This window comes from Nitratireductor sp. OM-1, from assembly GCF_003296175.1.
GTDB lineage: Bacteria > Pseudomonadota > Alphaproteobacteria > Rhizobiales > Rhizobiaceae > Nitratireductor > Nitratireductor aquimarinus.
Genome location: NZ_CP029209.1, coordinates 482301 through 505355 on the forward strand (window position 1 = coordinate 482301; position 23055 = coordinate 505355).

Annotated in this window: 25 protein-coding genes; 13 read left to right on the forward strand and 12 right to left on the reverse strand. The window is 63.2% G+C overall.

Annotated features, from left to right (window positions below; translation table 11 throughout):
* Nucleotides 1–27: 27 nt before the first annotated feature.
* The 6 genes from DEJ54_RS21340 to DEJ54_RS21365 all read right to left on the reverse strand — a co-directional run bounded on the left by DEJ54_RS21340 (nucleotide 28) and on the right by DEJ54_RS21365 (nucleotide 5469).
* Nucleotides 28–942, reverse strand: a complete 915-nt coding sequence (locus DEJ54_RS21340) for an Ldh family oxidoreductase (protein WP_113156765.1) — start codon at nucleotides 940–942, stop codon at nucleotides 28–30.
* Nucleotides 939–1658 (reverse strand): GntR family transcriptional regulator, encoded by a 720-nt coding sequence (locus DEJ54_RS21345; protein WP_113156766.1) that lies wholly within the window; start codon nucleotides 1656–1658, stop codon nucleotides 939–941. The genes DEJ54_RS21340 and DEJ54_RS21345 overlap by 4 nt, the downstream gene beginning before the upstream one ends.
* 21 nt (nucleotides 1659–1679) lie before the next feature.
* Nucleotides 1680–2495 carry an ABC transporter permease gene (locus DEJ54_RS21350; RefSeq protein WP_113156767.1) on the reverse strand — a complete coding sequence of 272 codons (816 nt, stop codon included), beginning with the start codon at nucleotides 2493–2495 and terminating at the stop codon, nucleotides 1680–1682.
* A 1-nt stretch (nucleotide 2496) separates the two neighbouring features.
* Nucleotides 2497–3300, reverse strand: coding sequence for an ABC transporter ATP-binding protein (locus tag DEJ54_RS21355; protein WP_113156768.1), 804 nt, complete (start codon nucleotides 3298–3300; stop codon nucleotides 2497–2499).
* A complete protein-coding gene (locus DEJ54_RS21360) occupies nucleotides 3300–4319 on the reverse strand; it encodes an ABC transporter substrate-binding protein (RefSeq protein ID WP_113156769.1) in 1020 nt (339 codons plus the stop codon). Before DEJ54_RS21360 ends, DEJ54_RS21355 begins: the two co-directional genes overlap by 1 nt.
* Nucleotides 4320–4539: 220 nt before the next feature.
* Nucleotides 4540–5469, reverse strand: coding sequence for a LysR family transcriptional regulator (locus DEJ54_RS21365; RefSeq protein ID WP_113156770.1), 930 nt, complete (start codon nucleotides 5467–5469; stop codon nucleotides 4540–4542).
* Between the two features lie 145 nt (nucleotides 5470–5614).
* Here DEJ54_RS21365 and DEJ54_RS21370 point away from each other — a divergent pair, with 145 nt between their 5' ends.
* The 13 genes from DEJ54_RS21370 (at nucleotide 5615) to DEJ54_RS21435 (ending at nucleotide 17337) form a co-directional block, all read left to right on the forward strand.
* Nucleotides 5615–6445, forward strand: a complete 831-nt coding sequence (locus DEJ54_RS21370) for an MBL fold metallo-hydrolase (RefSeq protein WP_162742426.1) — start codon at nucleotides 5615–5617, stop codon at nucleotides 6443–6445.
* Complete coding sequence (locus DEJ54_RS21375; RefSeq protein WP_113156772.1) at nucleotides 6442–7365, forward strand: carbohydrate ABC transporter permease; 924 nt, start codon at nucleotides 6442–6444, stop codon at nucleotides 7363–7365. Before DEJ54_RS21370 ends, DEJ54_RS21375 begins: the two co-directional genes overlap by 4 nt.
* The gene (locus DEJ54_RS21380; protein WP_113156773.1) at nucleotides 7362–8207 is read left to right on the forward strand and encodes a carbohydrate ABC transporter permease; all 846 of its coding nucleotides are present in this window, start codon (nucleotides 7362–7364) and stop codon (nucleotides 8205–8207) included. The genes DEJ54_RS21375 and DEJ54_RS21380 overlap by 4 nt, the downstream gene beginning before the upstream one ends.
* 31 nt (nucleotides 8208–8238) lie before the next feature.
* Nucleotides 8239–9489, forward strand: a complete 1251-nt coding sequence (locus DEJ54_RS21385; RefSeq protein WP_113156774.1) for an ABC transporter substrate-binding protein — start codon at nucleotides 8239–8241, stop codon at nucleotides 9487–9489.
* Nucleotides 9486–10610, forward strand: coding sequence for an ABC transporter ATP-binding protein (locus tag DEJ54_RS21390; RefSeq protein ID WP_245447820.1), 1125 nt, complete (start codon nucleotides 9486–9488; stop codon nucleotides 10608–10610). The genes DEJ54_RS21385 and DEJ54_RS21390 overlap by 4 nt, the downstream gene beginning before the upstream one ends.
* Complete coding sequence (locus tag DEJ54_RS21395) at nucleotides 10607–11251, forward strand: HAD family hydrolase (protein WP_113156775.1); 645 nt, start codon at nucleotides 10607–10609, stop codon at nucleotides 11249–11251. The genes DEJ54_RS21390 and DEJ54_RS21395 overlap by 4 nt, the downstream gene beginning before the upstream one ends.
* A 16-nt stretch (nucleotides 11252–11267) precedes the next feature.
* Entirely contained in the window at nucleotides 11268–11933 is a 666-nt protein-coding gene (locus DEJ54_RS21400; RefSeq protein WP_113156776.1) for an HD domain-containing protein, read from the forward strand.
* A 312-nt stretch (nucleotides 11934–12245) separates the two neighbouring features.
* On the forward strand, nucleotides 12246–13613 hold the full coding sequence (gene gdhA / locus DEJ54_RS21410; protein WP_113156778.1) for an NADP-specific glutamate dehydrogenase: 1368 nt from the start codon (nucleotides 12246–12248) through the stop codon (nucleotides 13611–13613).
* Between the two features lie 163 nt (nucleotides 13614–13776).
* Nucleotides 13777–14367, forward strand: a complete 591-nt coding sequence (locus DEJ54_RS21415) for a TetR/AcrR family transcriptional regulator (protein ID WP_113156779.1) — start codon at nucleotides 13777–13779, stop codon at nucleotides 14365–14367.
* Nucleotides 14364–15143, forward strand: a complete 780-nt coding sequence (locus tag DEJ54_RS21420; protein WP_113156780.1) for an enoyl-CoA hydratase/isomerase family protein — start codon at nucleotides 14364–14366, stop codon at nucleotides 15141–15143. The genes DEJ54_RS21415 and DEJ54_RS21420 overlap by 4 nt, the downstream gene beginning before the upstream one ends.
* Nucleotide 15144: 1 nt before the next feature.
* Nucleotides 15145–16635: a class I adenylate-forming enzyme family protein gene (locus DEJ54_RS21425; protein WP_113156781.1), complete on the forward strand. Its 1491-nt coding sequence runs from the start codon at nucleotides 15145–15147 to the stop codon at nucleotides 16633–16635.
* Nucleotides 16628–16981 carry a MaoC/PaaZ C-terminal domain-containing protein gene (locus DEJ54_RS21430; RefSeq protein WP_113156782.1) on the forward strand — a complete coding sequence of 118 codons (354 nt, stop codon included), beginning with the start codon at nucleotides 16628–16630 and terminating at the stop codon, nucleotides 16979–16981. Before DEJ54_RS21425 ends, DEJ54_RS21430 begins: the two co-directional genes overlap by 8 nt.
* Nucleotides 16978–17337 carry a phosphate acetyltransferase gene (locus tag DEJ54_RS21435; RefSeq protein WP_113156783.1) on the forward strand — a complete coding sequence of 120 codons (360 nt, stop codon included), beginning with the start codon at nucleotides 16978–16980 and terminating at the stop codon, nucleotides 17335–17337. Before DEJ54_RS21430 ends, DEJ54_RS21435 begins: the two co-directional genes overlap by 4 nt.
* A gap of 4 nt (nucleotides 17338–17341) precedes the next feature.
* Here DEJ54_RS21435 and DEJ54_RS21440 read toward each other — a convergent pair whose 3' ends face one another.
* The 6 genes from DEJ54_RS21440 to DEJ54_RS21465 all read right to left on the reverse strand — a co-directional run bounded on the left by DEJ54_RS21440 (nucleotide 17342) and on the right by DEJ54_RS21465 (nucleotide 23009).
* A complete protein-coding gene (locus DEJ54_RS21440) occupies nucleotides 17342–18103 on the reverse strand; it encodes an alpha/beta fold hydrolase (RefSeq protein ID WP_113156784.1) in 762 nt (253 codons plus the stop codon).
* A gap of 2 nt (nucleotides 18104–18105) precedes the next feature.
* Nucleotides 18106–19158 carry a branched-chain amino acid ABC transporter permease gene (locus DEJ54_RS21445; RefSeq protein WP_113156785.1) on the reverse strand — a complete coding sequence of 351 codons (1053 nt, stop codon included), beginning with the start codon at nucleotides 19156–19158 and terminating at the stop codon, nucleotides 18106–18108.
* Nucleotide 19159: 1 nt separating this feature from the next.
* The gene (locus tag DEJ54_RS21450; RefSeq protein ID WP_113156786.1) at nucleotides 19160–20191 is read right to left on the reverse strand and encodes a branched-chain amino acid ABC transporter permease; all 1032 of its coding nucleotides are present in this window, start codon (nucleotides 20189–20191) and stop codon (nucleotides 19160–19162) included.
* A 97-nt stretch (nucleotides 20192–20288) separates the two neighbouring features.
* Nucleotides 20289–21011 carry an ABC transporter ATP-binding protein gene (locus DEJ54_RS21455; RefSeq protein WP_113156787.1) on the reverse strand — a complete coding sequence of 241 codons (723 nt, stop codon included), beginning with the start codon at nucleotides 21009–21011 and terminating at the stop codon, nucleotides 20289–20291.
* On the reverse strand, nucleotides 21004–21768 hold the full coding sequence (locus DEJ54_RS21460; RefSeq protein ID WP_113156788.1) for an ABC transporter ATP-binding protein: 765 nt from the start codon (nucleotides 21766–21768) through the stop codon (nucleotides 21004–21006). Before DEJ54_RS21460 ends, DEJ54_RS21455 begins: the two co-directional genes overlap by 8 nt.
* Nucleotides 21769–21836: 68 nt before the next feature.
* On the reverse strand, nucleotides 21837–23009 hold the full coding sequence (locus tag DEJ54_RS21465) for a substrate-binding domain-containing protein (RefSeq protein WP_113156789.1): 1173 nt from the start codon (nucleotides 23007–23009) through the stop codon (nucleotides 21837–21839).
* Between the last annotated feature and the right edge of the window lie 46 nt (nucleotides 23010–23055).

Below are 23055 nucleotides of genomic sequence, written 5' to 3' on the forward strand. Positions count from 1 at the left end.
TCCGGCCGTGTCGGGAAAGGCGTGGCATTATCGGTTTGCCTCACCTGTCATGCGTGCGAGCTGAGCATCGAGGCGTTTTGCAAAATCATAGCCCAATGCGGCTTCGGGCGAGCGTGCGCCGCCGCGCGGCCAGTGACCGCCACTACCGGTCCAGTCGCTTTTGAGGGCTGCAAGCCGGGCCTGCCAGTCGATGCTGTCTCCGGCTGCTTCAGGGTCGAAGGCGAGCAGGAACACGCCCCGGCCTTTCGGATCGTCGCGGCCACCGCCGGCGACACCGGCGAGAAGTTCGACCACGAGGCCAAGCAGAGAGCCGACCTGTCCGCCGCGCGGCAGAAGCGCGGTAACCTCAGAGGCGATGGTGGTCGGCTGCCCTTCACCATTCAGCGCAATTCCCTCCGGCAGGGGAGCGCCGGTGCTGCGGGCATTGCGGATGTCGGCCATGGTGGCGGTGCTGCTTGCCACGTCGATCACCACGCGGTCCGCGCCAGTGCCCATGGCGAGGGCGAACGGATTGGTGCCGATGACGGCGCGTGTGCCGCCATGGGCGGCGACGAAAGGCGGGCCTTCGGCCCCGGCGATCCCGACAAGGCCGGCATCGGCGAGATGGCGCACGAAGGGAGCAAGCCGGCCGAAGCCCCTGACGCCACGCAGAAAGACGGCGGCGATGCCCTTTTTCCGTGCGGCTGTGGCGAGGTCCAGCGTGGCGCTCGCAACGGCAAGCGGTGCAAAGGAGGCCGAGCAGTCGAGCCAGCTTAAGGTCTGCGGGGTTTCGGCAGTAGGGACGGGCGCGGCGTCGGCCGTCCACTCATCCAGCATGGCAATGCCGAAGCGCGACAGGTTGAGTGCGTCGGCCTCGATCAGTGCTGCTGAGGCAAGTTTCGCTGCCGGAGTGTCGCCAAGCGCTGCCGACAGCCGCGCAACTGCGTCGGGAAATGCGATCATTCGTCCATGCCCCGCGCTGCATTGCCGATCTGGACTTCGCCAGCGGACAGATAACCGAGCGTCATCAGGCGTTCGATCAGGAACGCCCGGCTGCTCTTGATGTGTTCGGCCTCGATGGCGGCGGCCCTTTCGCCATCGCCGGCCTCGATGGCGTCGACAAGCGCCGTGTGCTCGTCCGAGTGTTCGCCGATCTTGACCGAGAAATCGATTGCGAAGCGCAGGAGGCGTTCAAGCTCGTCGAACAGGGTTTCCGAGAGAGCGACAACGCGCTTGTTGCGGCTGCACTGCGCGATGGCGACATGGAAGCGCCGCGCCACCTGCTGCATGGCCCCGATGTCGAGCGGCGTGGCGTATTCGGCAACGATTTCGCGCAGCTCGGCGATGTCGGCCGGGGTGGCATAACGCGCTGCCTGCCGTGCCGCGTGCGGGCCGATGGCCGCGCGCAGGTCCAGGATTTCGTGGACGGCCTGAAACGTGATGGTGGCCACGCGATAGCCACTGCGCGGCAGGATCGTCACGAGCCCGTCGGCCGCGAGCTTCTGCATGGCGTCGCGCACCGGCGTTTTCGAAACGTCGTAGTCACGCGCAATGGCGTTGGTGTCGAGCGTGGTGCCCGGTGCGAGTTCGCAGCGCACGATTTTTTGCCGGAGCGCAAGATAGATGCGCTCCGAGACGGGTGTGTGGGCGTTGGGGGCCGGGCCGGTGTCGACGGTCATGAGCCTCTTGTCCTCAGCCGATCAGTTCTTTGCCCAGGCTACGAAGTGCCGCTCCAGCGCCTCAAGGGCGAGGATGGTGAGATAGCCCATGACCGAAATCACGACGATGCCGACGAACATGCGCGAGACCGCAAAGGTCTGCCACGATGCCCAGATGAAGAAGCCGACGCCGCTGCGCGCACCGAGGAACTCGGCGGCTGCGATGATGATGTAGGACGAACCCGCAGCAAGCTTCAGGCCGGTGAAGATGCTTGGCAGCGCAGCCGGGAAGGCGATGCGCGTGAAGGTCTGGAACCGGCTAGCGCCTGCGTTCTTGGCGACATCCATGTAGATCTGCGGGGTTTGCAGGACGCCGCCCATGGTGTTGTAGAACATCAGGAAGAACACGCCGATGGCGATGACGACGAATTTGGATGCATCGCCGACGCCGAAGATCAGCAGGATCAGTGGGAGGATGGCGATCTTCGGCACCGGATAGAGTGCAGAGAAGATCGGACCGAGGATGCGGCGGGCAGGCTGGGACAGGCCCAGAATGAGGCCGAGCGTGATGCCCGGAATGGCGCCCATTATGTAGCCGATGCCCACACGGCGCAGGGTTGCGCCCATATGCTCGAAAAGCTCCAGGCTCACGATCATGCGCCAGGCCGTTTCGGCGATTGCGCTGGGAGCCGGGAAGAAGCGGCGGTCGATCAGGTTGAACTGGCTCGACAGCTCCCAGATCAAAAGGAGCAGAAGCGGGCTGAAATAGGACGCGAAGCGGAACAGTTTTTCACGCCGCGCCGGTGTTTTGAGCCGGCGGAGTTCGTCTTCTGTCAGTATCGTGGTCGCAGTGCTCATCTCATGCCTCCGCAGGAGAGGCCAGCAAGCGCCAGACCTCGTAAGTCATATCCCAGAAACGCTTGTCGCGGCGCATCTCCACAACGTCGCGCGGACGTTCGAAGGGGACGCGCATGTCGGCGACCAACCTGCCGGGGCGCGGCGACATGACGAGAACGCGATCCGCCAGCGTCAGCGCTTCATCGACACTGTGCGTGATGAAGACCACGGTCTTGCCGGTTGTTTCCCAGATCCGCAGCAATTCCTGCTGGAGAACCAGGCGCGTCTGCTCATCCAGTGCGCCGAACGGCTCATCCATCAAGAGGATGTCGCGGTCGTCGACAAGCGCGCGCGCTACGGAGACGCGCTGCTTCATGCCGCCGGAAAGCTGATGGGGAAGGGCGTTCGCGAAGTCGGTCAGGCCCGTCAGCGTCAGCATTTCGCGCACACGCGTCTCCCGCTGTGCGCGGGGCACGCCTTTGAGGCTCAGAGGGAACGCGATGTTCTGCGACACGGTCAGCCAGGGCAGCACGGACGCTTCCTGGAAAACCATCGCCGGCGGCGTCGAAGTGTGCAGCTTCACGGAACCGCTCAGCTCGTCCTCAAGGCCGGCGAGAATGCGAAGAACCGTGGTCTTGCCGCAGCCGCTGGGGCCGACGATGCACACGAATTCGCCGCGCTCGACCTCAAAGCTGACGTCGGAGACGGCCACGGTCACGCGGTCGTCCTGGCTGTCGTAGAACGCTTTGGTCAGATGGCTGACCTCGATGGCCGCTCCGGCGGTCTTCGCCGGAGACGGACGCACTTTTTCCTGCACGGCCTGCATCACTTCTTGCTTGCGAGGAGTTCGTTGGCACGCTGCAGAAGATCGCGGCGATAAACGCTGTCGATGTCGGAATTTCCCTCATATTCGAGCGCGCCGCGCTGACGGAAGAACTCTTCCTGTTCACGCACCGATTCCATGTCGATGGCGCCGTCTTCGGAACGGACCGTATAGGGAATGCCGCGCAGGGCGTCGGGCTCGGTGCCGGTGTAGTTCGAAACGATTTCGAGGATCTTGTCGTCTTCCCAGCCGCCATTGTCGAGCTGACGCGCAGCCTTCAGATAGGCCGCCATGAAACGCACAACCGCCTCCTCGTTCTCTTCGACGAAGTCCTGGTTGAAGGCGATCAGGCCGAGCTCGGTGCCGAAGGTGTGATCCTCGACCAGACGGCGGCCAAGACCCTGCTTTTCAAGCTGGTGGGCGAAGGGCTCGATGCTCCAGCCCGCTTCAAGCCCGCCATTGGCGAAGGCGGCGGCAGTCGCGGGCGGCGGCAGATAGACCGGCTCGACATCGTCGATGGTCAGGCCACCCTTTTCGAGAGCCTTTGCGACCGAATACATGCCAAAGCCGCCGGGACCGGGAATTCCGATGCGCTTGCCCTTGAGGTCGGCAACGGTGCGGATGCCTTCATCCCAGGCCGTTTGCGACACCATGAAAGGCGACGGGGAGGGCACCGTGTTCGGCATGCGCGCCGAGGTGGCGATGATGGAAACCGTGGCGCCGCGATCAAGCGCGTTGAAGAGGCTGGAGGCCCAGGTGGCGGCGCCTGCTTCAATGTTGCCGGAGGCGAGCATCTGGATGGTCTCGGCCGTGTTGCCCTTCGGCGAGAGCGTCACGTCGACGCCGAACTCATCGAAATATCCCAGATCTTCCGCGACGAAGAAGGGCGCATAGTCGGCAAAGGGAGAATAGAGGAACTCAATCTCCGGCAGGTCTTCGGCCTTTGTTGGCAGGGTGGCTGCCGGTGCCAAAGCGACAGCAAACGCGGCTGCCATGAGAACACGACGACTGACTGAGAGCATGCGTGAGACTCCTCCTTCTCCGCAAGGAAAACTGGCCGGCGCCTGACATTTCCGCCCCTGTCCGAAGCCTTTCCGGGCCGTGGGCAGGGTGAAATTCATGCCGGAGATGAAACCGTACAACTGATATATCAGTGGCGCAACCTGATATTTTCATTTTGGTATTGTTGTATCGATTGAAGCAATTTCGCCCGTGCCGGGCGGGGTAAATCGGGGGAGGTGCCTAGCCGAAACGCCGGGCACAATTGCAGAACTCCCTGAGCAGCGGGTTCTGGTTCGCCGGCGACCAGAAAAGCGCGAGCTCGTGGTCTGGCAGCGCCGGCTCGGTGGGCTTCAGAACCAGTTCGGGGCTCATGGAGAGCGTGTCCGGCGAGATCAGGCAGACGCCGACACCCGCCGTTGCAAGCGCCATCTGGGACTGCGCGGTGCTGACCTGGGTGTGGACGATGCGCGGCGTGAAGCCCAGCGCATGAAGGCCGGCCATCTGATAATCGTAATGCGCGCGGTGATAGTTTCGCGGCGCGAGAATTATCTCCAGATGCGCCAGATCCTCGCCGCTGAGAGACGGCTTTGCGGCGAGCGGATGGTGCCGTGAAAGGCAGATCAGATAGGGGGCCTTCCAGACGGTGATGCTCTCCAGATCCTCCGACAGGCGCGGCGGCGTCGGAATGGTCAGGAAGGCAGCGTCCAGCTCACCTTCGTTCAGCTTCTGGCTCAGCTCTTCGGCGGCAAGTTCGGTGAGGAAGAAATCGCTTGCCGGATGGCTTTTGCGAAACCGTTGCAGCAATTGGGTGGTTGCCGGATAGGACATGTAATTGGGGATGCCTATCTTGAGCTCCCGCGCATTGCGCCGCCCTTCGAGCGTTTCGATGGCGTCACCGAAAATGTCGAGCACCCGCTGCGCCTGTCCAAGCAGAAACTGCCCTTCCGGCGTCAGCCTCAGCAGCCGGTTGCCGCGCTCGACCAGACGCACGCCCAGTGTCGTTTCAAGCTGCGAAATCTGCTGGCTCAGCGTGGGCTGGCTGATGGCGAGCGACTTTGCCGCGCGGTTGAAGCCGCTCAGGCGGGCCAGTTCATCGAAATAGATGAGCTGGCGCAGGCTCACATTGCGCATGCGGCGCAGAATGGACGGTTCGATGGGATTGCCGGACATGCCCTGACACTTTCGCGTTTGATCACGGCACCCCGCCTATAGGTTTTATCTATCAGTCGGATGACATTCGAATTGAACTGTCATGCAGGTGAAATGCAGCCGACTTAACCGTCGCCGCCATCGCGTTTCGGTTCAGGCGGTTTTTGTGTCACTTGCTCTAAAAGTTCTGGGTTCGTCGGGTGGGTATCCCGTGCGGGGGCTTCCCTGTTCGGGCTATCTGGTTACGGCCGATCAGGAAAACATCCTTCTCGATTGTGGTCCCGGCATCGCAACCGCTCTGCTTGCCGATGGCCGGCATTGCGGGCTGGATGGAGTGGTCATCAGCCATCTGCATCCCGATCACGTTCTGGATCTCGTGCCGCTTGCCTATGCGCTTCTGGCCGAATGGCTCGTGGATGGGCGCACCACGCCGCTGCCCCTTTGCATTCCGCAGGGCGGTTTGCAGTTTCTTCAGCGGTTCTCCGACCTGTTCGGTCACCGCAACTGGCAGTTCCCGAGCGATGTGGACGAACCCGGAAAGCGGGCGCTTGCCGCCTCGGTTCAGGAGCGGCACGACTGGCTTCTGACGGTTTTCGATGTTCGTGAGTATGCCATCGGAGACACGCTCAGGCTTGGAGCGAACCAGATCGAGACGCATGCGGTGGATCACAATGCGCCGACGGCCGCGATGCGGATCGAGAAGGACGGCGCGCGCATCGTCTACTCGGCAGATGCGCTCTTTGACCCCACTCTGGTGGGTTTCGCCGCTTCCGCCGATCTTTTTCTGGTGGATGCGCATATGTCCGGCCCGCTTGCCGGCGGCGCGCATATGAGCCCTGCCGAGGCGGGCAGGCTGGCCGCTCTCGCAGGGGTGCGCGAACTGGTGCTCTGCCATCTCGCAGCGCCTGAAGACGGGCCGAGCGCGCGCGCCGCGGCAGCGCAGCATTTCAGCGGTGCAATCCATCTCGCCTTCGAAACGCGTGAGTATCGCCTGTGACCGTTTCTCCCGCAGCGGTTCTCACGCCCATTCCGGCAGCGCCCACAGGCATAGGGCAGCGCATCGCGCCCTATCTGCTGGTCGGTCCGCTGATGTTGCTCCTGTTCGTCTTTGCGATCCTGCCCTGTCTCTTGACGCTGCTGCTCGCCTTCTTCGACGTGGATATTCTGGCCGGCACCATTCGCTTCGTCGGATTCGAGAATTTCACCCGGGCTGCCGCGCGCGGCGAGGTGCTCAACAGCCTGCGCGTCACCTTCACCTACATTCTCCTGACCGTGCCGCCATCGATGATCCTCGGCCTTTTGATCGCGCTCGCGATCAACAGTCTGCGGCGCGGGCGCGCATTCTGGCAGGCGGTCTACTTCCTTCCGGTCGCGGCCACGCTGGTTGCCATGTCGATCGTGTGGCGCTGGATGTTCGTCGGGCGTCGCGGCATCGTCGACCAGACGCTTGGTCAGATGACCGGCCTGGTCGACTGGCTGAACTCGCCCGTGCTTTCCCTGCCGGCGGTCGCCATTGTCGGCAACTGGCAGCAGATCGGCTTTGTCGTCGTTCTTTATCTCGCGGCGCTTGCCTCCGTGCCGCGCCACCAGATCGACGCCGCGCGGGTGGATGGCGCGGGTGCATGGCACCGCTTCTGGCACGTCACCTGGCCTGCCATCGGCCCGACCACGGTGTTTGTCGGCATCATCACTTCAGTCAATGCGCTGCGGGTGTTCGACACGGTTTCGACCATGACCGGCGGCGGCCCTTCGCGCAGCAGCCAGATGCTCGCCCACCTCATGTGGGAACGGGGCATCTACTTCTTTGACATCGGCGGGGGATCGGTGGTCACGCTCGTTCTTCTGGCGCTCGCCATCGCCGCAACCGCGCTCCAGCGCATCATGACCGCACGGCTCGAGAAGGCTGGAACGCGATGACCCAATCAATCGACACGACCCGCGCCCGCCTTGTTGCAGGCGGCACCCATCTGGCGCTCGCTGCAGGCGCGGTTTTCATGCTGCTGCCCTTCTGGCTGATGCTGCGCACCTCGTTCACCGCGCCGGATCAGGTCTTTGCCGGGAACATTCTGGCGCTTAGCGATTTCAGCCTCGAGAACTATCGCCGCGTTTTCGCGGAAGTGCCGCTGCTTCGCTATTATCTGAACGGCATTTTCGTGGTGACGGCGATCTTCGTCGGGCAGGTGATCGTCTGCGTTCCCGCAGCCTATGCGCTGTCGCGGCTGCGCTTTTCCGGGCGCGAAGTCGGATTGTGGCTGGTGCTGGCCGCGATGATGGTTCCCTATCACGCCACGGCCATTCCGATTTACGTGCTTCTGTCGCGCTTTGGCATGATCAACACGCATGGCGCGCTCATCCTGCCGTTCATCGGTTCTGCCTTCAGCGTTTTTCTGCTGCGGCAGTTCTTTTTGTCGATCCCGCAATCGGTTTTCGAATCGGCGCGGCTCGATGGCGCGTCCTCGCTGCGCACGCTGGTACACATCGTCTTCCCGATGGCGCGGCCGGCCATCGTCACCTTCGGCATTCTCAGTTTCGTGTCGCACTGGAACGACTATTTCTGGCCGTCCTTCGTGCTGCGCAATGATTTCGCCGCCACGGTTCCCTTCGGCATCGTCAAGTTTCTCGATCAGGAGCTTGGTGCGGATTACGGGCCGCAAATGGCGGCTGCAACCCTGACCGTCCTGCCTCTTCTCGTCGGTTTCCTCATCGCCCAGCGGCAGCTCATCGCCGGCATCGCGATGACCTCCGGGCAGGTCGACTGACATCATCTCACATCACATCTGGAGCCAATTCATGAAACGCCTTCTCACCACCACCGCACTTCTCGCCATGATCAGCGCGACGCCTGCACTCGCCCAGACCGAGCTGCGGCTGGTCTCCGGTCAGGAAAAACAGAACGGCGCGGTTCTGAAACAGGTCTTCGAGGCCTTCAACGCCGGCCAGGAGGATGTTTCGGTCAATCTGGAACTCGACAACCAGTCCGATCTCGACACCACGCAGAAGGTTCTGGCCGACATCGTTGCCGGCTCCGCTCCGGATGCGGTTCGCGTGACCGGGGCTGTGTTGCGGGCCTATGTGGATTCCGGCCGCGCGCAGCCGCTGGACGAATGCCTCGCCTCGGCTCCTGAGCTCGCGGCGCAGCTCGACAAGGGGCTGGTCGACAATTTTCGTGTCGACGGTAAGCTCTATGCCATGCCCTGGTATGTCACCCTGCCTGCGCTGTTCGTGAACGCGGATGCATTTGAGGCCGCAGGCCTCGACCCGCAGAACCCGCCGCGCAACTGGAGCGAGCTTGAGGCCGCTGCCGCCAGGCTGAGCGATGGTTCCGGCAACCGTTTCGGCGTGCTGATGTACATGCCGAACACCTATGTCTATGAGAGCCAGCTTCTCTCGTCGGGCGGCGAGATGGTCGATGGCGAGGGCCGGTCCGGCGTTGCCAGCAAGGCTTCGGTCGAGCTGATGGCGTTCATGCGGGGCCTCGTCGAGAAGCAGCAGATGCCCGCGCTCGCACCCTCGACCTTCTGGGGTGAGGCTTCGCGCATGTTCCAGTCCGGCGAAGTGGCGATGCTTCTGAGCTCGTCCTCCGCCTATAACAACGTCTCCAGCAACATCGCGTTCGATCTGGCGGTTGCGCCGATGCCGGCCCGTGACGGCGAGGAGGCGCTGACGGCGGCTTCCGGCAATGGTTTCGTGATGCTCGCGACGGACCCGGAGCGTCAGAAAGCCACCTGCAAGGCGCTCCTCTCGCTCGTTGCGCCCGAGAGCGTTGCCGCTACGGTGAAGGCGACGGCCTCTTCGCCGATCAATGTCACTGCGGCGCAGACGCCGGAACTGCTCGGCGATTTCTATGCCAAAAACCCAGCGCTCATGGCTCTGAACGGCCAGGAAAACCGCCCCTGGTATACGCTGCCGGGCCGCGCCAACAATGAGTTCCAGAGCAATTTCGGCGATATCCAGCACCAGATCCTGACCGGCGCTGTCGAACCGCAGGAGGGCATGAGCCGCCTTGCCGACATCATGAACGAGCTGAACGAAGCCCAATGATCGCGCGCAACGGATCGGCCCGGAAAGCAGGCCCGCAGGGCATGGGGGAGAACCCCATGCCCGTCGCGGTTCGCAATCTCACAAAGCACTGGCCGGGCGCGGAGCGTCCGGTTTTCTCCAGTCTCGATATCGACTGCCCGGCGGGCGGCATCACGATCATCGTCGGCCCCTCGGGTTGCGGGAAAACGACACTGCTGCGCTGCCTGAGCGGGCTTGAAACGCCCACATCGGGCAGCATTCTGTTCGGTAAGCAGGATGTCACGCAGGTGGATTCCCAGCATCGCGGCGTGGCCATGGTGTTCCAGAACTATGCGCTCTACCCGACCAAGACGGTGTTCGAGAACATCGCTTTTCCGCTGCGCATGGCGCGGCTTGATGCGCAGAGCATTCGCACGCGGGTCAGGGCTGCAGCCGCATTGACGCGCATGGAGCCATATCTTGACCGCTACCCGGCGCAACTTTCCGGCGGCCAGCGGCAGCGTGTCGGCATTGCGCGCGCCATCGTGCGCGGCCCGGCGGTTCTGCTGATGGATGAGCCGCTGTCCAATCTGGACACCAAGCTGCGGATCGAGATGCGGGCGGAACTGGGCGCGTTGCAGCGCCAGATTGGCTCCACCACCGTCTATGTGACCCACGACCAGACGGAAGCGCTTGCGCTTGCCGACCATCTGATCGTCATGCGCGATGGCCGCATTGAGCAGCAGGGCGCGCCGGAAGACATTTTCACGAGCCCAGCAAACACCTTTGTCGCTGATTTTCTTGGCTCCATGAACCTTGTCGATGTGACGCGTTCCGAAGACAGGGTGTTCGTCACATCGGGCGCGGTGCGGCTGGACGGGCTGCCGAAGGCCCCGCTCTCGCCAATGTTCCGCCTGGGCTTCCGCGCCGAAGACGTGCAACTGGGACCGGTGGACGGCGAGAAGGCCACATTGCCGGTCACCGTCAGGCGTTCGGAACTGATGGGCTCGGAACGCCTCGTTCATATGGAATGCGGCGGGCTTGCGCTGCGCGCCCGGCTGAAAGAAGTGGTGCGGCCGGACGATCGGCTCGAACTCCACATTCCGGCCGGGGCGCTTCACTATTTCGATGAGACAGGAAAACGCGTGGCGGGTGCAGTATGAAAAACAACCACGTGATCTGGGACTGGAATGGCACTCTGCTGGACGATTTTGCCATCACGGCGCAAATCACCGCCGATGCCCTTGCAGAGCTTGGGCGGCCGGGCGTGACGCCCGAAATGGTGCGGGAGCATTACCGGCGTCCGCTGTCGGAGTATTTCAGTGCGCTTCTGGGGCGGACTGCGCGTCCAGACGAGCTTCGCCATCTTGGCGAGGCTTATGAGCGCAATTACGATCCGGCGATGCACGGACTTCCGCTCGCCATCGATGCGCTGGACGCGCTCTCCACACTGGCAGAACGCGCCAACCAGTCGCTTCTGTCCATGGCGCCGCATGGCCAGATCGAACAACTGATCGAGCATCACGGCCTTGGGAGCCATTTCACGCTGGTGCAGGGGTTTACGGGAACCGGACACCCGACCAAGCGGGAGAGCCTTGAACGTCATTGCGAGACGCTTGATGTGAACCCGCGAGCGTGCTGGCTGATCGGCGACACGGTTGACGACTTCGCGGCGGCTGCGCCGCTCGGCGTCAGGACCGCGCTGGTGACGACCGGCATGCAGGGGCGGGATGCGCTGCTTGCAACGGGCGCGCCCGTTTTCGACAGTCTGGCGGACGCCGCCGGACATATTCTGAATGCCTGAAAAGAGAACGAGTTTCATGCCGCATAGCAAACTGATCGCTGACCTCGAAGCTGCCTTCGAGGCGCATGACGACAGCAGCGACAACAGCCACGACATCAACCATGCGCGCCGCGTGATGCGTTCTGCTCTTGAGATCGCTGCGGGGGAAGGCGGCGGCAATCAGCGCGTGATCATCGCCGCAGCCTATCTCCATGACTGGATCAACCTGCCGAAGAACCACCCGGATCGCGCGCGGGCCTCCACCCTGTCAGCCGAGGCCGCGCGCCCCATTCTCGAATCACTGGGCTTTGACGAGGCTGAACGCGAGGCTGCATGTCACGCCATCGTGGCGCACAGTTTCTCGGCGGGCATTGCGCCGGAAACGCTGGAAGCGAAGGCGCTGCAGGATGCAGACCGTCTCGAGGCGCTGGGGGCCATCGGCCTTGCGCGCACCTTCGCCATTTCCGGCCAGCTCGGCTCCAGCCTGTTCGACGGAGAAGACCCCTTTGCCGTCAATCGCCCGCTCGATGACAAGCGCTACTCGGTGGATCATTTCGAGGTGAAGCTGCTGCGCCTTCCCGAGACGATGCAGACCTCCATGGGGCGTCAGCTCGCGGACCGGCGCGCCGATGTGCTGCGCCGTTTTCTGGCGGATCTGGCCGAGGAACTCGGCGCTGCCCTTCCTCAGGGCGCAAGGGGCTAGTCTGCGTTCGCGCGGCCGGAAGGCCGCAATCCCGGGCGTCGCGGCGTTCTGCGGCGCTCAAAACATGTTCATCCACTTCCAAATGCTCAGAGTGTGGAAATCCAACACGCATTGGTTGAAATTCAAATTCGCCTTGTCGGATGGCGGATAAGCGAATATTTCTCCAGTCGAGTTCGCTTCGATACTGCTTTTCCGGGGCAGGTCTACAGAATTCTCTTTCTCGATGAGGGACGATGCCGCGCCAGCGTGTGCGGGGTCTTTCATCGTCAATGCTTTGAGTAAAACGGCGACGCGGTTTTTGCGTCGGGGGAAATGAAAAGGGATGAATTTTTGAGTACGGTTGACGAAAAACTTGAGCCTATTCTTGCAGACGTATTACGCCGTAGCGCAGGAGAAACGGAATTTCACCAGGCAGTGGTGGAAGTTCTCCAGAGCATTGGCCGGGTGATCGCGAAACACCCGGAATATGCCGACAACGCGCTGATTGAGCGCATCTGCGAACCGGAACGCCAGATCATTTTCCGCGTTCCATGGGTCGATGATGCCGGCAACGTGCAGATCTCCCGCGGCTTCCGGGTTCAGTTCAACTCCGCACTCGGCCCCTACAAGGGCGGTATCCGCTTTCATCCCACCGTCAATCTCGGCATCGTCAAGTTTCTTGGCTTCGAGCAGATCTTCAAGAACGCACTGACCGGTCTTCCGATCGGCGGCGGCAAGGGCGGTTCGGACTTCAATCCGCGCGGTCGTTCGGATGCGGAAGTGATGCGCTTCTGCCAGTCCTTCATGACCGAGTTGCACCGTCATATCGGTGAGTACACCGACGTGCCGGCCGGCGACATCGGTGTCGGCGGTCGCGAGATCGGCTATCTGTTCGGCCAGTACAAGCGTCTCACCAACCGCTATGAGGCCGGCGTTCTGACCGGCAAGGCGCTTTCCTATGGCGGCTCGCAGGCGCGCAAGGAAGCGACCGGTTACGGCGCGGCCTATTTCGTCGACCGCATGCTGCGCACCCGCAAGATGGATTTCGAAGGCAAGCGCGTCAGCGTTTCCGGTTCGGGCAATGTGGCCACCTACGCGATGGAAAAAATCATCGAGTTCGGCGGTCTCATCGTGTCCTGTTCGGATTCAGGCGGCTACATCGTCGATGAAAACGGCATCGACCTCGATCTGGTCAAGGAGATCAAGCAGAAGCGTCGCGGCCGTATCTCGGAATATGTGAAGCTCAAGGGGGCCGGCGCGCACTTTGTCGAGAAGGGGTCCATCTGGGATGTGCCCTGCGATGTCGCCATGCCTTCGGCCACGCAGAACGAGCTGACCGGCAAGGACGCGCAGACGCTGGTGAAGAACGGCCTCATCGCCGTTGGCGAAGGCGCAAACATGCCGTCGACGCCGGAGGCCGTGCGCGTGTTCCAGGAAGCCGGCATCCTGTTCGCCCCGGGCAAGGCGGCCAATGCAGGCGGCGTCGCCACCTCGGCGCTGGAAATGCAGCAGAACGCATCGCGTGCCAGCTGGACCTTCGAGCGCACGGAAGAGCGCCTGGCCGAGATCATGGCGCATATCCATGACACCTGTGCCGAAACCGCCGATGAATACGGCTCGCCCGGCGACTATGTTCTGGGCGCGAACATCGCCGGTTTTGTGCGCGTTGCAGAAGCCATGGACGCGCTTGGCGTGATCTGACGCCCTCTATCGGCATTCCAGAGAAACGAGCCCGCGCGACCTGTTTCGCGCGGGTTTTTCGTATGGGTTTCCGCTTTTTGGGGCTCAAAATCTGCAAACGGAGGAAAATCGCAGCCGGATCAAGTGCGGATTTTGCTTGAAACTGAAACCTGAATCATTATTCATGTATGTCATGGCAGAACCGAAGACGAAACGCGGCCAGATAAGGCGCGCCAAGATCCTTGCAGCAGCCGAGACGGTCATGGGCGACCAGGGCTTTTCCGCCGCGTCCATTGCCGAGATCACACGGCTGGCGGATACGGCGCTCGGCACATTCTACGTGTATTTCACCAGCAAGGAACAGGTTTTCCGCGAGCTGGTGCTGGAGATGGGGCGGATCACGCGCGCTATCGTGGGTGAGGCGATCAGCGATGCGCCCGACCGTCTGAGCGCGGAGCGGGCGGGGCTCGAAGCCTTTTTACGCTTCGTCGCCGAAAGGCCGCAGCTCTACCGGATCGTTGAGGAGGCGCGGTTCGTCGATCCGGAGGCCTATCGGGATTATTTCTGGCATTTCGGGCAGGCCTACACGCTTGGCCTGCGCGAGGCGCAGAAGCGCGGCGAGATTTCTGCGGGCGATCCGGAGGTGCGGGCCTATGCGCTGATGGGCATCTCCAAGGCGCTCGGAGACCGTTACGTGCTGTGGGAGGAGACACCCGACATCGAGCGGGTGGTTGAGGAGGCGCATAAGATGATCTGTCACGGGCTTGCCCCATGAGTTCGCACGAACCCTCGTTCGTCCGAACTGAAATTCGCAGCGCGCCCGGCGGGTGCGACTGTTTCGTGATCACCCTGGCCGCGCCCCGCGCCAATGCGCTGGAGCCGGATTTTCTGGCCGCAATTGAGGCCGCTCAGGAAGATTTCGAGGATACCGGCCTCCGCCGCGCACTGATCTGCGGCGGACGCAATTTTTCCACTGGCGGCGATGTCGGCCGGTTTCTGGAAGCGGCCTGCGACGGGCAGGCGGTGGCCTATGCCGAGCGGGTCGTGCCGCTTTTACAGCGCTGCGTGCTGCGAATGATCGGCCAGAAGGCCATTGTCGCTCTGGCTGGCCGGGGTGCGATTACCGGCGGATCCGCCGGTTTCCTGTTTGCTTCCGACCTTGCCGTTCTGGCTCCGGATGCATTCGTGCAGCCCTATTACGGGGTGATGGGCTTTGCGCCTGATGGCGGCTGGACGGCCACGCTGCCGGAGCGGATCGGCGCGGGTGCCGCACAGGACTGGCTCCTGAACGACCGGCGGTTTGGAGCGGAGGAACTCATGGCGCGCGGGCTCGCCTGCGCCGTCGACCCTGATCCCGAAAATGCTGCGCTCGCCCGGCTGGCCGCGCTCGACATCGATATGGCGCTTGCCGGCAAGGCGCTCATCTGGGATGCCGCAAGACGGGCGCAGGTGGAGGCGCGGCTTGCAGCAGAGACCGAAGCCTTTCGCACACTGATCCCGCTTGAGGCGACACGGGCGAAGATGGCTGCATTTCTTGGCAAGGAGGCTTGAGATGTTCGAGACCGTTCCCGACATGGCCTGCAAACGGGCCGAGATTTCACCCGATGCACTGGCCTTTCGCGATGCCGAAACAGGCCGCGCGTGGAGCTTTTCGGATGTGAATGCCGCAGCCGATGGCATTGCCGATGGGCTGCGCCGGGCCGGATTGGGCGAGGGCGACCGGCTGGCGATCCTCTGTCTGAACCGGGTGGAGTTCTTCCTCACGCTGTTCGCCTGCCAGAAGACAGGCATCATCCTGTGTCCGCTGAACTGGCGGCAGCCGGCACCCGAACTGGTTGAAACGCTGGAGCCGGTGAATGCAAAGGCCATCCTGCATGATGCGATGCATGCCGGTCTGGCGGCGGATGTGGCCGCGAAGACCGGCGCGGCGCTGTTCGGTTTCGACGATGCGCTTCATGGCTGGATCGCGCAGGGTGGTCCGGCGCTGCGCGCGGCGGTGCCCGCGACGCGCCCCTGGTATCTCCTGTTCACATCGGGCACGACCGGACGGCCCAAGGCGGTGATCCAGACTGCGCGCATGGCCTGGGCGAATGCGATCAATATCGGGCAGGCCATCGGCCTTACGGCAGAGGATCGTTCGGTGAACTTCCTGCCGCTGTTCCATACGGCCGGGATCAATCTCTACACGCTGCCGGTCTTTCTGAACGGCGCAAGCTCGACGGTCCTGCCGAAATTCGATGCCGAAAGGCTGCTCGCCATGCTGCGCGCGGGCGAGCTGACACAGGTATTCGGCGTGCCGGCCATCTATCAGGCGTTGTCGCTCATGCCGGGCATCGAAGACGTCGACTGGACCGCCATTCGCTGCGGTTGCGGCGGCGCGCCGCTGCCGGAACCGCTGATCCGCTTCTTCGCCGAACGTGGCGCCTATGTGCTGAACGGTTTCGGCATGACGGAAACCGGGCCCACCGTGTTCCTGATGGATGCCGCCCGCGCTGCCGAGAAGATCGGCTCGGTGGGGCGGGCGCAGATGATGACGGATGTGCGCCTTGCAGGCGTCCCCGATGGCGCGCCCGGCTCCGGCGAGATCCAGCTGCGCGGTCCCAACATCACGCCGGGCTATTTCGAGAACCCGGAAGCGACCGAAAAGACCTTCACGCCCGATGGCTGGCTGCACACCGGCGATGTGGGGCGGCGCGACGCGGATGGCTATTACTTCATCGTCGACCGGATCAAGGACATGTTCGTCTCCGGTGGCGAAAACGTCTATCCGGCCGAGGTCGAGCGCGCGCTCAACGCGCATCCCGCCGTGCTGGAGGTGGCCGTTGTCGGCTGCGCGGACGAAAAATGGGGTGAGGTGGGCGTCGCCTTTTTGGTTCTGCGCCCCGACGCCGAGCTTGATGTCGAGACGCTGCGGCCGTGGTGCCGCGAAAGGCTCGCCGGTTACAAGGTGCCGGTGCGCTTCTGCGTGCTTGAGGATTTTCCACGCACTGCCGCCGGCAAGGTGCGCAAACCCGATCTCAGAGAGTTTTTGACCGATGCTTGACCTGTCCGCCCACTGGTTGCCCAGCCAGGAGGAGTTCGACGCCTTTGCTGCGGTGTCGGGTGACGACAACGCGATCCATGTGGACCCCGAATTCTCGGCCCGCACCAGCTTTGGCCGCACCGTCAGCCACGGCATGCTGATCTATTCCAAGCTCTGGGGCCTGTTGCAGAAGGCTGAGCCCGGCGCGCGCCAGGTCAGCCAGACAATGATGTTTCCCAACCCCGCCTTTGCCGGTGAGGAGGTTGCGCTGACGGTTCGTGAAACCGCGCCGGGAACGCTTGAAATGAAGGCGGTGCGGGTTGCAGACGCCGCAGAACTGCTTGTCGGGGAGGCAAGGATCGCATGATGGAGACCGGACAGAGCGCCACCGTGCGCCGCACCTATTCCGCTGCCGATCTTTCGGCCTATGCAGCGCTTTCCGGCGCGGCCCCGGAAAGCCAGGTGCCAGAACCGCTGATCGCGGCGCTGTTTTCCTATCTTCTGGGCGTAAAGCTTCCGGGCTCGGGCACCAACTATCTCAAGCAGGAACTGGCTTTCAAGGCACCGGCGCCGCTCGACACCGAACTGACGGCGACAGTCGAGATCACCCGTCTTCGGCCGGAAAAGCATCTGGTCGATCTATGGGCGCGCTGCACCGCACCTGATGGCACGGTGATCTGCGAGGGCCGTTCGCTGGTCAAGGCAAAGGATGTCGGGGCCTGACGGTTCAGGCGTTGAGGCCTGCGGCGAAATCGATAATCGCCTGCGCGAAGGCCTCTTCTTCTTCCAGATGTGGGGAGTGGCCCGAGGCAGCGAACACATGGCGCTTCGCGTTCGGGGCCGTCCGCGCAATCCAGTCGGAGGCCGAGGCCGGGTAGACCCGGCTTTTTGCGCCTGAGCAGACGAGCCATGGCAGGTTTACATCGGGCGCCAGTGCGCGCGCATCCATGGCCACGAGATCATCCCACATGGTGCGCATCTTCTCCGGATCCTGACTGAGGATCACGCTGCGCGCGTCTTCACGCGAAAAGCCGGGTGCGCCTTCGGGTGTGGCAAACATGGTGGCGGCGATGCCGTGCGTTGCGCCATCCCAGTCGGTGCGGAAGCGCCGGGTCGACTGCGCCACGCTCTCAGCCGTCTGCCCTTTCAGGCCGTGCGGCCAGTCCGCAGCCGGCACGATGTGTGTGCTCATGTCGACGGTGACCAGCCCGCCGATCCCGGCGCTGCCATGGCGCGCGAGATAGCGCCAGGCGGCGGCTGCCCCCATCGACCAGCCCACCACCAGCGGTTTCCTGTCTGGCAGGGCGTTGAGCGCCTCGCCGATCATGTCCGCGCAGGCATCGAGCGTCGGCGGCAGGTGGGCGGCTGCGGCATGGCCCGGCATGTCGGGCGCATGGCAGTCGAAATCCGGGCCGATGCGGGCGATCAGCCGGTCGAACACGGCTCCGCGCATCGTCCAGCCATGCAGGAACAGGATGGAGCGCGTCACGTTCAGCGTCCGGCCCGCAGCCTGCCGACAATGCCGGTGGGGAAGAAGTAGACGCTGAGAATGAAGAGGATGCCGAGCCACAGAAGCCAGCGGTCGGGGTCCAGCAGTTGCGGCAGAAGCGGCACGCCGCCCGTTGCTTCAGAGGCCGCGCCCATCAGCGTCTGCAGATAGTTTTGCGCCAGTACGAAGATGGTCGCCCCGATGACCGCACCATACATGGTGCCCATACCGCCGATCACCACCATCAGGAGAATGTCGAGCATGATCTCGAAGGAGAGCGTCGTGTCGGGGCCGACATAGCGCAGCCAGATCGCAAACAGGCTGCCGGCCACGGCTGCCGTCGCGGCGGAAAGGCATGTGGCGATGGTGCGGTACCAGACAACGTTGTAGCCGATGGATTCTGCGCGGAAATCATTCTCGCGAATTGCCTTGAGCACGCGCCCGAAGGGCGAGTTGACGACCCGCAGCATCAGGAGGAAGAGCCCCAGAGACGCGAAGAAGACGAGATAGTAGTTGAGCACCTTGCCATTGATGCGCACGCCGAACAGTTCGCCCAGCCGGAAGGCCGGTGTCAGCTCGCGCGGGATCATGTAGTTCAGGCCGTCTTCGCCGCCCGTCAGACCGGACATCTGCGACACCAGAACCGCCACAGCCGAGGCAACGGCGAGCGTGATCATTGCGAAGAAGATCGCCCGAACCCGCAGCGAGAACATGGCGATCACAAGCGCCAGAAGGGCGGCCGCCAGGGCTCCGAGAACGGTGCCGGTCAGGAGCGCGTCATAGCCGCGCCCCATATGGATGGAGGCGAGCGCCACGCCGTAAGCGCCAAGCCCGAAGAACATCGTATGGGCAAAGCTCACAATGCCGGTATAGCCCAGAAGCAGGTCGTAGCTCGCCACAAGCACGATGAAGATGCAGATGCGCGCCGCCGTTTCCAGAGACCGCACGCCGGGAAACAGGAACGGGGCAAGCGCCAGCGCGACGAGGATCGCCAGAAGGATCAGGGTCAGCGCCAGCGAGCGGGGTTTGTCACCGGAGAGAAGCTTGACGAGCATCTTATTTGGCCTTCACGACGGGCAGCATGCCTTGCGGCCGCCACATGAGGATTGCGGTCATCAGCGCGATGTTCGACACCAGCGCCAGCTTGGGCTCGAGAAAGGCGACATAGTTCTGCAGGAGACCCACCAGAAGCGCACCGATGAAGGCGCCTTCCACCGAGCCAAGGCCGCCGATGATCACCACGATGAAGACGAGGATCATCAGTTCTTCGCCCATGCTGGCGGTGATGACTTCCTGATAGAGGCCCCACATCACGCCGCCGAGACCGGCAAGCGCCGAACCGGCGATGAAAACGCCGATGAAGACGCGGCTCAGGCGATAGCCCAGCGCCTCGACCATCTCGCCATTCTCGACGCCGGCGCGCACGATCAGGCCGATCTTGGTGCGGCGGAACACGAGCCGCATGGCGACGAAGAGGCCAAGCCCCACGGCCACGGCCAGGATGCGGTATTTCTCGAGCGCGGCGCCCCAGAAGGTGAAAGCGCCCTTCAGCGTTTCGGGACGGGAGAAGAAGATTTCTTCCGGTCCCCAGACAACGGCGATGAGCTGTTCGATCACGATCAACCCGCCGACGGTGACGAGGATCTGCTTGAGATGCGCGCCATAGACGGGGCGCACGATGACCTTTTCGAAGGCCCAGCCGAGACCGCCGGTCACGATCATGGCGGCGATCACGGCCAGAAGAACGACCAGAAGGTTGAGCAGGAGCGAAGGCGCGCCGGCCCAACCGCCAAGCGCCAGAAGCACGGAAATGCCGACGAAAGCGCCGACCGAGATGAACGCGCCATGGCCGAAATTGATGACATCCATCAGCCCGAACACGAGCGTCAGGCCCGAAGCGATGATGAAGATCATCATGCCCATGGCGAGGCCCGATACGGTGAGCGTCAGCCAGCTCGACGGATTGCCGATGGCGGCAAGCCCGACCAGTACCAGAACGGGCACCAGAAGAAGCGGTGTGGCTTTCGCCAGCCGTTCCGACAGCGGAATGTCGGCGAAGGTGGGTTTGTGGGTCGGTGCAATGGTCATGTGCGGGCCTCGCAGGATCGAAGCGGTTTCTTCGCGGCGCAGGACGGCTGTTTGAGCCCCTGCCGGAAACGGGCGGGCAGTTGCGAGAGAACGGTCTTCATTGCATTTCCATGCTCAGGCCCATCAGGCGTTCCTGAAGGGTCGCGTCGTTGGCCAGATCCGCCATGCTGCCGGTCCACACGATGCGGCCGTCATCCATCACCGCTGCGTGGTCGCCCAGCGCCTTTGCGACGGCGAAATTCTGTTCCACCATCAGGATCGAGGCGCCCTGCGCCTTCAGTTCGCGCAGCGCTCCGACCATGGTTGAAATGATGGCGGGGGCGAGGCCCTTGGTGGGCTCATCGATGAGATAGAGTGTGCGGCGTTCCGCCATGGCGCGGGCGATCGACAGCATCTGTTTCTGGCCGCCGGAGAGATTGCCCGCCGCCGCGTTCCAGAAGGTGCGCAGCGGGGGGAAGACGGAAAACAGCCAGTCGCGCCGGGCCGCATCGAGCGGGCCGCTGATGGCGGCGAGGATCATGTTTTCTTCCACCGTCAGGTCGGCGAAGATGCCCATGTCTTCCGGCACGAAGCCGATGCCCGCGCGGGCGCGGTCGGGCACCGGCAGGCGGGTGATGTCGTTTCCGTCGAAAGTGATGGAGCCGGCCCGCGCCTGCCAGTGGCCGATGATGGTGCGCAGCGTGGTCGTCTTGCCCACGCCGTTGCGCCCCAGAAGCATCGTCACCGAGCCGCGCGGCACGTCCAGATCGACCTTCTTCAGGATGTGATACTGGGCAATGTCGGTTTCGACGCCCTTCAGTTTCAGCACGGGCTCAGACATCTTCCAGCTCCCTGCCCATATAGGCTTCCTGCACGATGTCCGAGGCCATCACCTCTGCGGGCGGGCCGTCGGCCACCAGCGCGCCGTTGTGCAGCACGATGATCCGGTCGGCGAGGGTGCGGATCACGTCCATCTTGTGCTCCACCAACAGAATGGTGCGGTTGGTTTCGGCTTTCAGTTCGGCGATGAGATCGAGCACCACGGGCGCTTCGTCCACACTCATGCCGGCGGTTGGTTCATCGAACATGTAGACCATCGGGTCGAGCGCGATCAGCAGCGCCACTTCCAGTTTGCGCTGGTTGCCGTGGCTGAGTTCGGCGGCGGTCTGGTCCTTCCACGGGTCCAGCCGCACCCGTTCGAGGATCGCCATCGCGGCCATGGTGATTTCGCTGTGGCTGTCGGCCATCGAAAAGAGGCTGAAGCCCTTGTTCTGCTTTGCCTGTATCACCAGACGCACATTTTCCAGAACCGAGAGGTCGGGAAACAGGTTGGTGAGCTGGAACGCCCGGCCAATGCCCTTCTTGCAGCGCTCGGCGATGCCCGCGCGGGTGATGTCCTCGCCCATCAGCCGGACACGGCCGGCCGTGGCCGTGATCTGACCCGAAATCAGGTTGAAATAGGTCGTCTTGCCGGCCCCGTTCGGCCCCACAATGGCGGTGAGCTCTCCGGCATGGAAGCTGCATGTCACGGCGTCCACCGCGACATGGCCGCCAAAGCGCACGGCAAGCCCGTCGGTTTCCAGAAGTGGCTGGGTCATCAGGAAGGTCGCTCTTGGTCGAAAAAGGTGACGGGACGGTTTTCGCCGCCCCGTCCGGGGTCAGCGCATCAGTTGCGGACAGGGATGTTCATGTCCTCGATGCCGATCTCGCGAACGAGAACCGGAACGCCGTAGTCCTTGTCTTCCTGAACCTCGGTGCGGAAGTGATACATGGTCTGCAGCGCCTGATGGTCTTCCGGGCGGAAGCGCATCGTGCCCTTCGGTGTCTCCCACTCCATGCCTTCCATCGCCGTGATCAGCGCTTCGGTGTCTTCAGCGCCACCGGCCTTGCGGATGGCCTCGACGATGGCCAAGCCGGCGGACATGCCGCCTGCGGTGAAGAAGTCCGGCGGCGTGCCGTAGCGCTCGAAATGGGTCTTCACGAGCCACTCGTTCACCGGGTTCTGCGGGATCTCGTAATAGTAATAGGTAGCGCCCTCCATGCCCGGCAGCTCCTTGTGGGCGGTCAGCGCGGCGAGGATATTGCCGCCGGTCGCGATCTCGATACCGAAACGCGACGGGTCCATGGCGTTGATCTTGCCCATCGGGTTGCCCCCGCCGGCCCAGATGATGAAGAGCTTCTTCTCACCCTCGATGTCACCCATGGCCTGGAAAATGCGCTCGGCTGCAGCGGTGAAATCGGTGGTGTCGGTGGGCACATATTCCTCATGCGCCACGGTTGCGCCGGTGGCTTCCAGCGCTTCCTTGAACGCCGCCACGCCATCGCGTCCGAAGGCATAATCCTGCGCCAGTGTTGCCACGGTCACGCCTTCACCGCCAAGGGCAACGGCGTTGGAGATGGCGTCCTGCGAGGAGTTGCGCCCGGTGCGGAAGATGTAGCGGTTCCAGTTTTCGCCGGTGATCGAATCCGCCACGGCGGGCTCGACGATCAGCAGCCGCTCATATTCCTGCGCCACCGGCAGCATGGCCAGCGCGACGCCGGACGAGACGGGGCCGACCGCGATATGCGCGTCATCGTCGCCATAGGCCTCGGCCAGAAGCGCCTTGCCGATATCGGGCTTGAGCTGGGTGTCCTTCTCGATGACGACGATTGGCTCGCCGTCGATCTCCATCGTGCCGTCGGTGGCGTATTCGAGGCCCAGCATGAGGCCGTCATGGGATTGCTTGGCATAGGCCTCGAGCGGCCCGGTCTTGCCATAGACATGCGCGATGCGGATTTCCGCCGCCAATGGCGTCGCCGCCAGCGAAGCGGCCAGAGCCAGAGCGATTGTCCGGTACATGAGAATGATCCTCCCGATTTTCTCGTCTGGCAAATATGAAACCTGA

What these genes read in the sequence shown, in the direction of transcription:
- DEJ54_RS21415 (WP_113156779.1), top strand. Translation starts at nt 13,777, where the DNA reads ATGTATGTCATGGCAGAACCGAAGACGAAACGCGGCCAGATAAGGCGC.
- DEJ54_RS21340 (WP_113156765.1), bottom strand. Translation starts at nt 942, where the DNA reads ATGATCGCATTTCCCGACGCAGTTGCGCGGCTGTCGGCAGCGCTTGGC.
- DEJ54_RS21420 (WP_113156780.1), top strand. Translation starts at nt 14,364, where the DNA reads ATGAGTTCGCACGAACCCTCGTTCGTCCGAACTGAAATTCGCAGCGCG.
- DEJ54_RS21390 (WP_245447820.1), top strand. Translation starts at nt 9,486, where the DNA reads ATGATCGCGCGCAACGGATCGGCCCGGAAAGCAGGCCCGCAGGGCATG.
- DEJ54_RS21365 (WP_113156770.1), bottom strand. Translation starts at nt 5,469, where the DNA reads ATGTCCGGCAATCCCATCGAACCGTCCATTCTGCGCCGCATGCGCAAT.
- DEJ54_RS21430 (WP_113156782.1), top strand. Translation starts at nt 16,628, where the DNA reads ATGCTTGACCTGTCCGCCCACTGGTTGCCCAGCCAGGAGGAGTTCGAC.
- gdhA (WP_113156778.1), top strand. Translation starts at nt 12,246, where the DNA reads ATGAAAAGGGATGAATTTTTGAGTACGGTTGACGAAAAACTTGAGCCT.
- DEJ54_RS21400 (WP_113156776.1), top strand. Translation starts at nt 11,268, where the DNA reads ATGCCGCATAGCAAACTGATCGCTGACCTCGAAGCTGCCTTCGAGGCG.
- DEJ54_RS21345 (WP_113156766.1), bottom strand. Translation starts at nt 1,658, where the DNA reads ATGACCGTCGACACCGGCCCGGCCCCCAACGCCCACACACCCGTCTCG.
- DEJ54_RS21360 (WP_113156769.1), bottom strand. Translation starts at nt 4,319, where the DNA reads ATGCTCTCAGTCAGTCGTCGTGTTCTCATGGCAGCCGCGTTTGCTGTC.
- DEJ54_RS21380 (WP_113156773.1), top strand. Translation starts at nt 7,362, where the DNA reads ATGACCCAATCAATCGACACGACCCGCGCCCGCCTTGTTGCAGGCGGC.
- DEJ54_RS21395 (WP_113156775.1), top strand. Translation starts at nt 10,607, where the DNA reads ATGAAAAACAACCACGTGATCTGGGACTGGAATGGCACTCTGCTGGAC.
- DEJ54_RS21460 (WP_113156788.1), bottom strand. Translation starts at nt 21,768, where the DNA reads ATGACCCAGCCACTTCTGGAAACCGACGGGCTTGCCGTGCGCTTTGGC.
- DEJ54_RS21435 (WP_113156783.1), top strand. Translation starts at nt 16,978, where the DNA reads ATGATGGAGACCGGACAGAGCGCCACCGTGCGCCGCACCTATTCCGCT.
- DEJ54_RS21465 (WP_113156789.1), bottom strand. Translation starts at nt 23,009, where the DNA reads ATGTACCGGACAATCGCTCTGGCTCTGGCCGCTTCGCTGGCGGCGACG.
- DEJ54_RS21355 (WP_113156768.1), bottom strand. Translation starts at nt 3,300, where the DNA reads ATGCAGGCCGTGCAGGAAAAAGTGCGTCCGTCTCCGGCGAAGACCGCC.
- DEJ54_RS21455 (WP_113156787.1), bottom strand. Translation starts at nt 21,011, where the DNA reads ATGTCTGAGCCCGTGCTGAAACTGAAGGGCGTCGAAACCGACATTGCC.
- DEJ54_RS21445 (WP_113156785.1), bottom strand. Translation starts at nt 19,158, where the DNA reads ATGCTCGTCAAGCTTCTCTCCGGTGACAAACCCCGCTCGCTGGCGCTG.
- DEJ54_RS21450 (WP_113156786.1), bottom strand. Translation starts at nt 20,191, where the DNA reads ATGACCATTGCACCGACCCACAAACCCACCTTCGCCGACATTCCGCTG.
- DEJ54_RS21385 (WP_113156774.1), top strand. Translation starts at nt 8,239, where the DNA reads ATGAAACGCCTTCTCACCACCACCGCACTTCTCGCCATGATCAGCGCG.
- DEJ54_RS21425 (WP_113156781.1), top strand. Translation starts at nt 15,145, where the DNA reads ATGTTCGAGACCGTTCCCGACATGGCCTGCAAACGGGCCGAGATTTCA.
- DEJ54_RS21350 (WP_113156767.1), bottom strand. Translation starts at nt 2,495, where the DNA reads ATGAGCACTGCGACCACGATACTGACAGAAGACGAACTCCGCCGGCTC.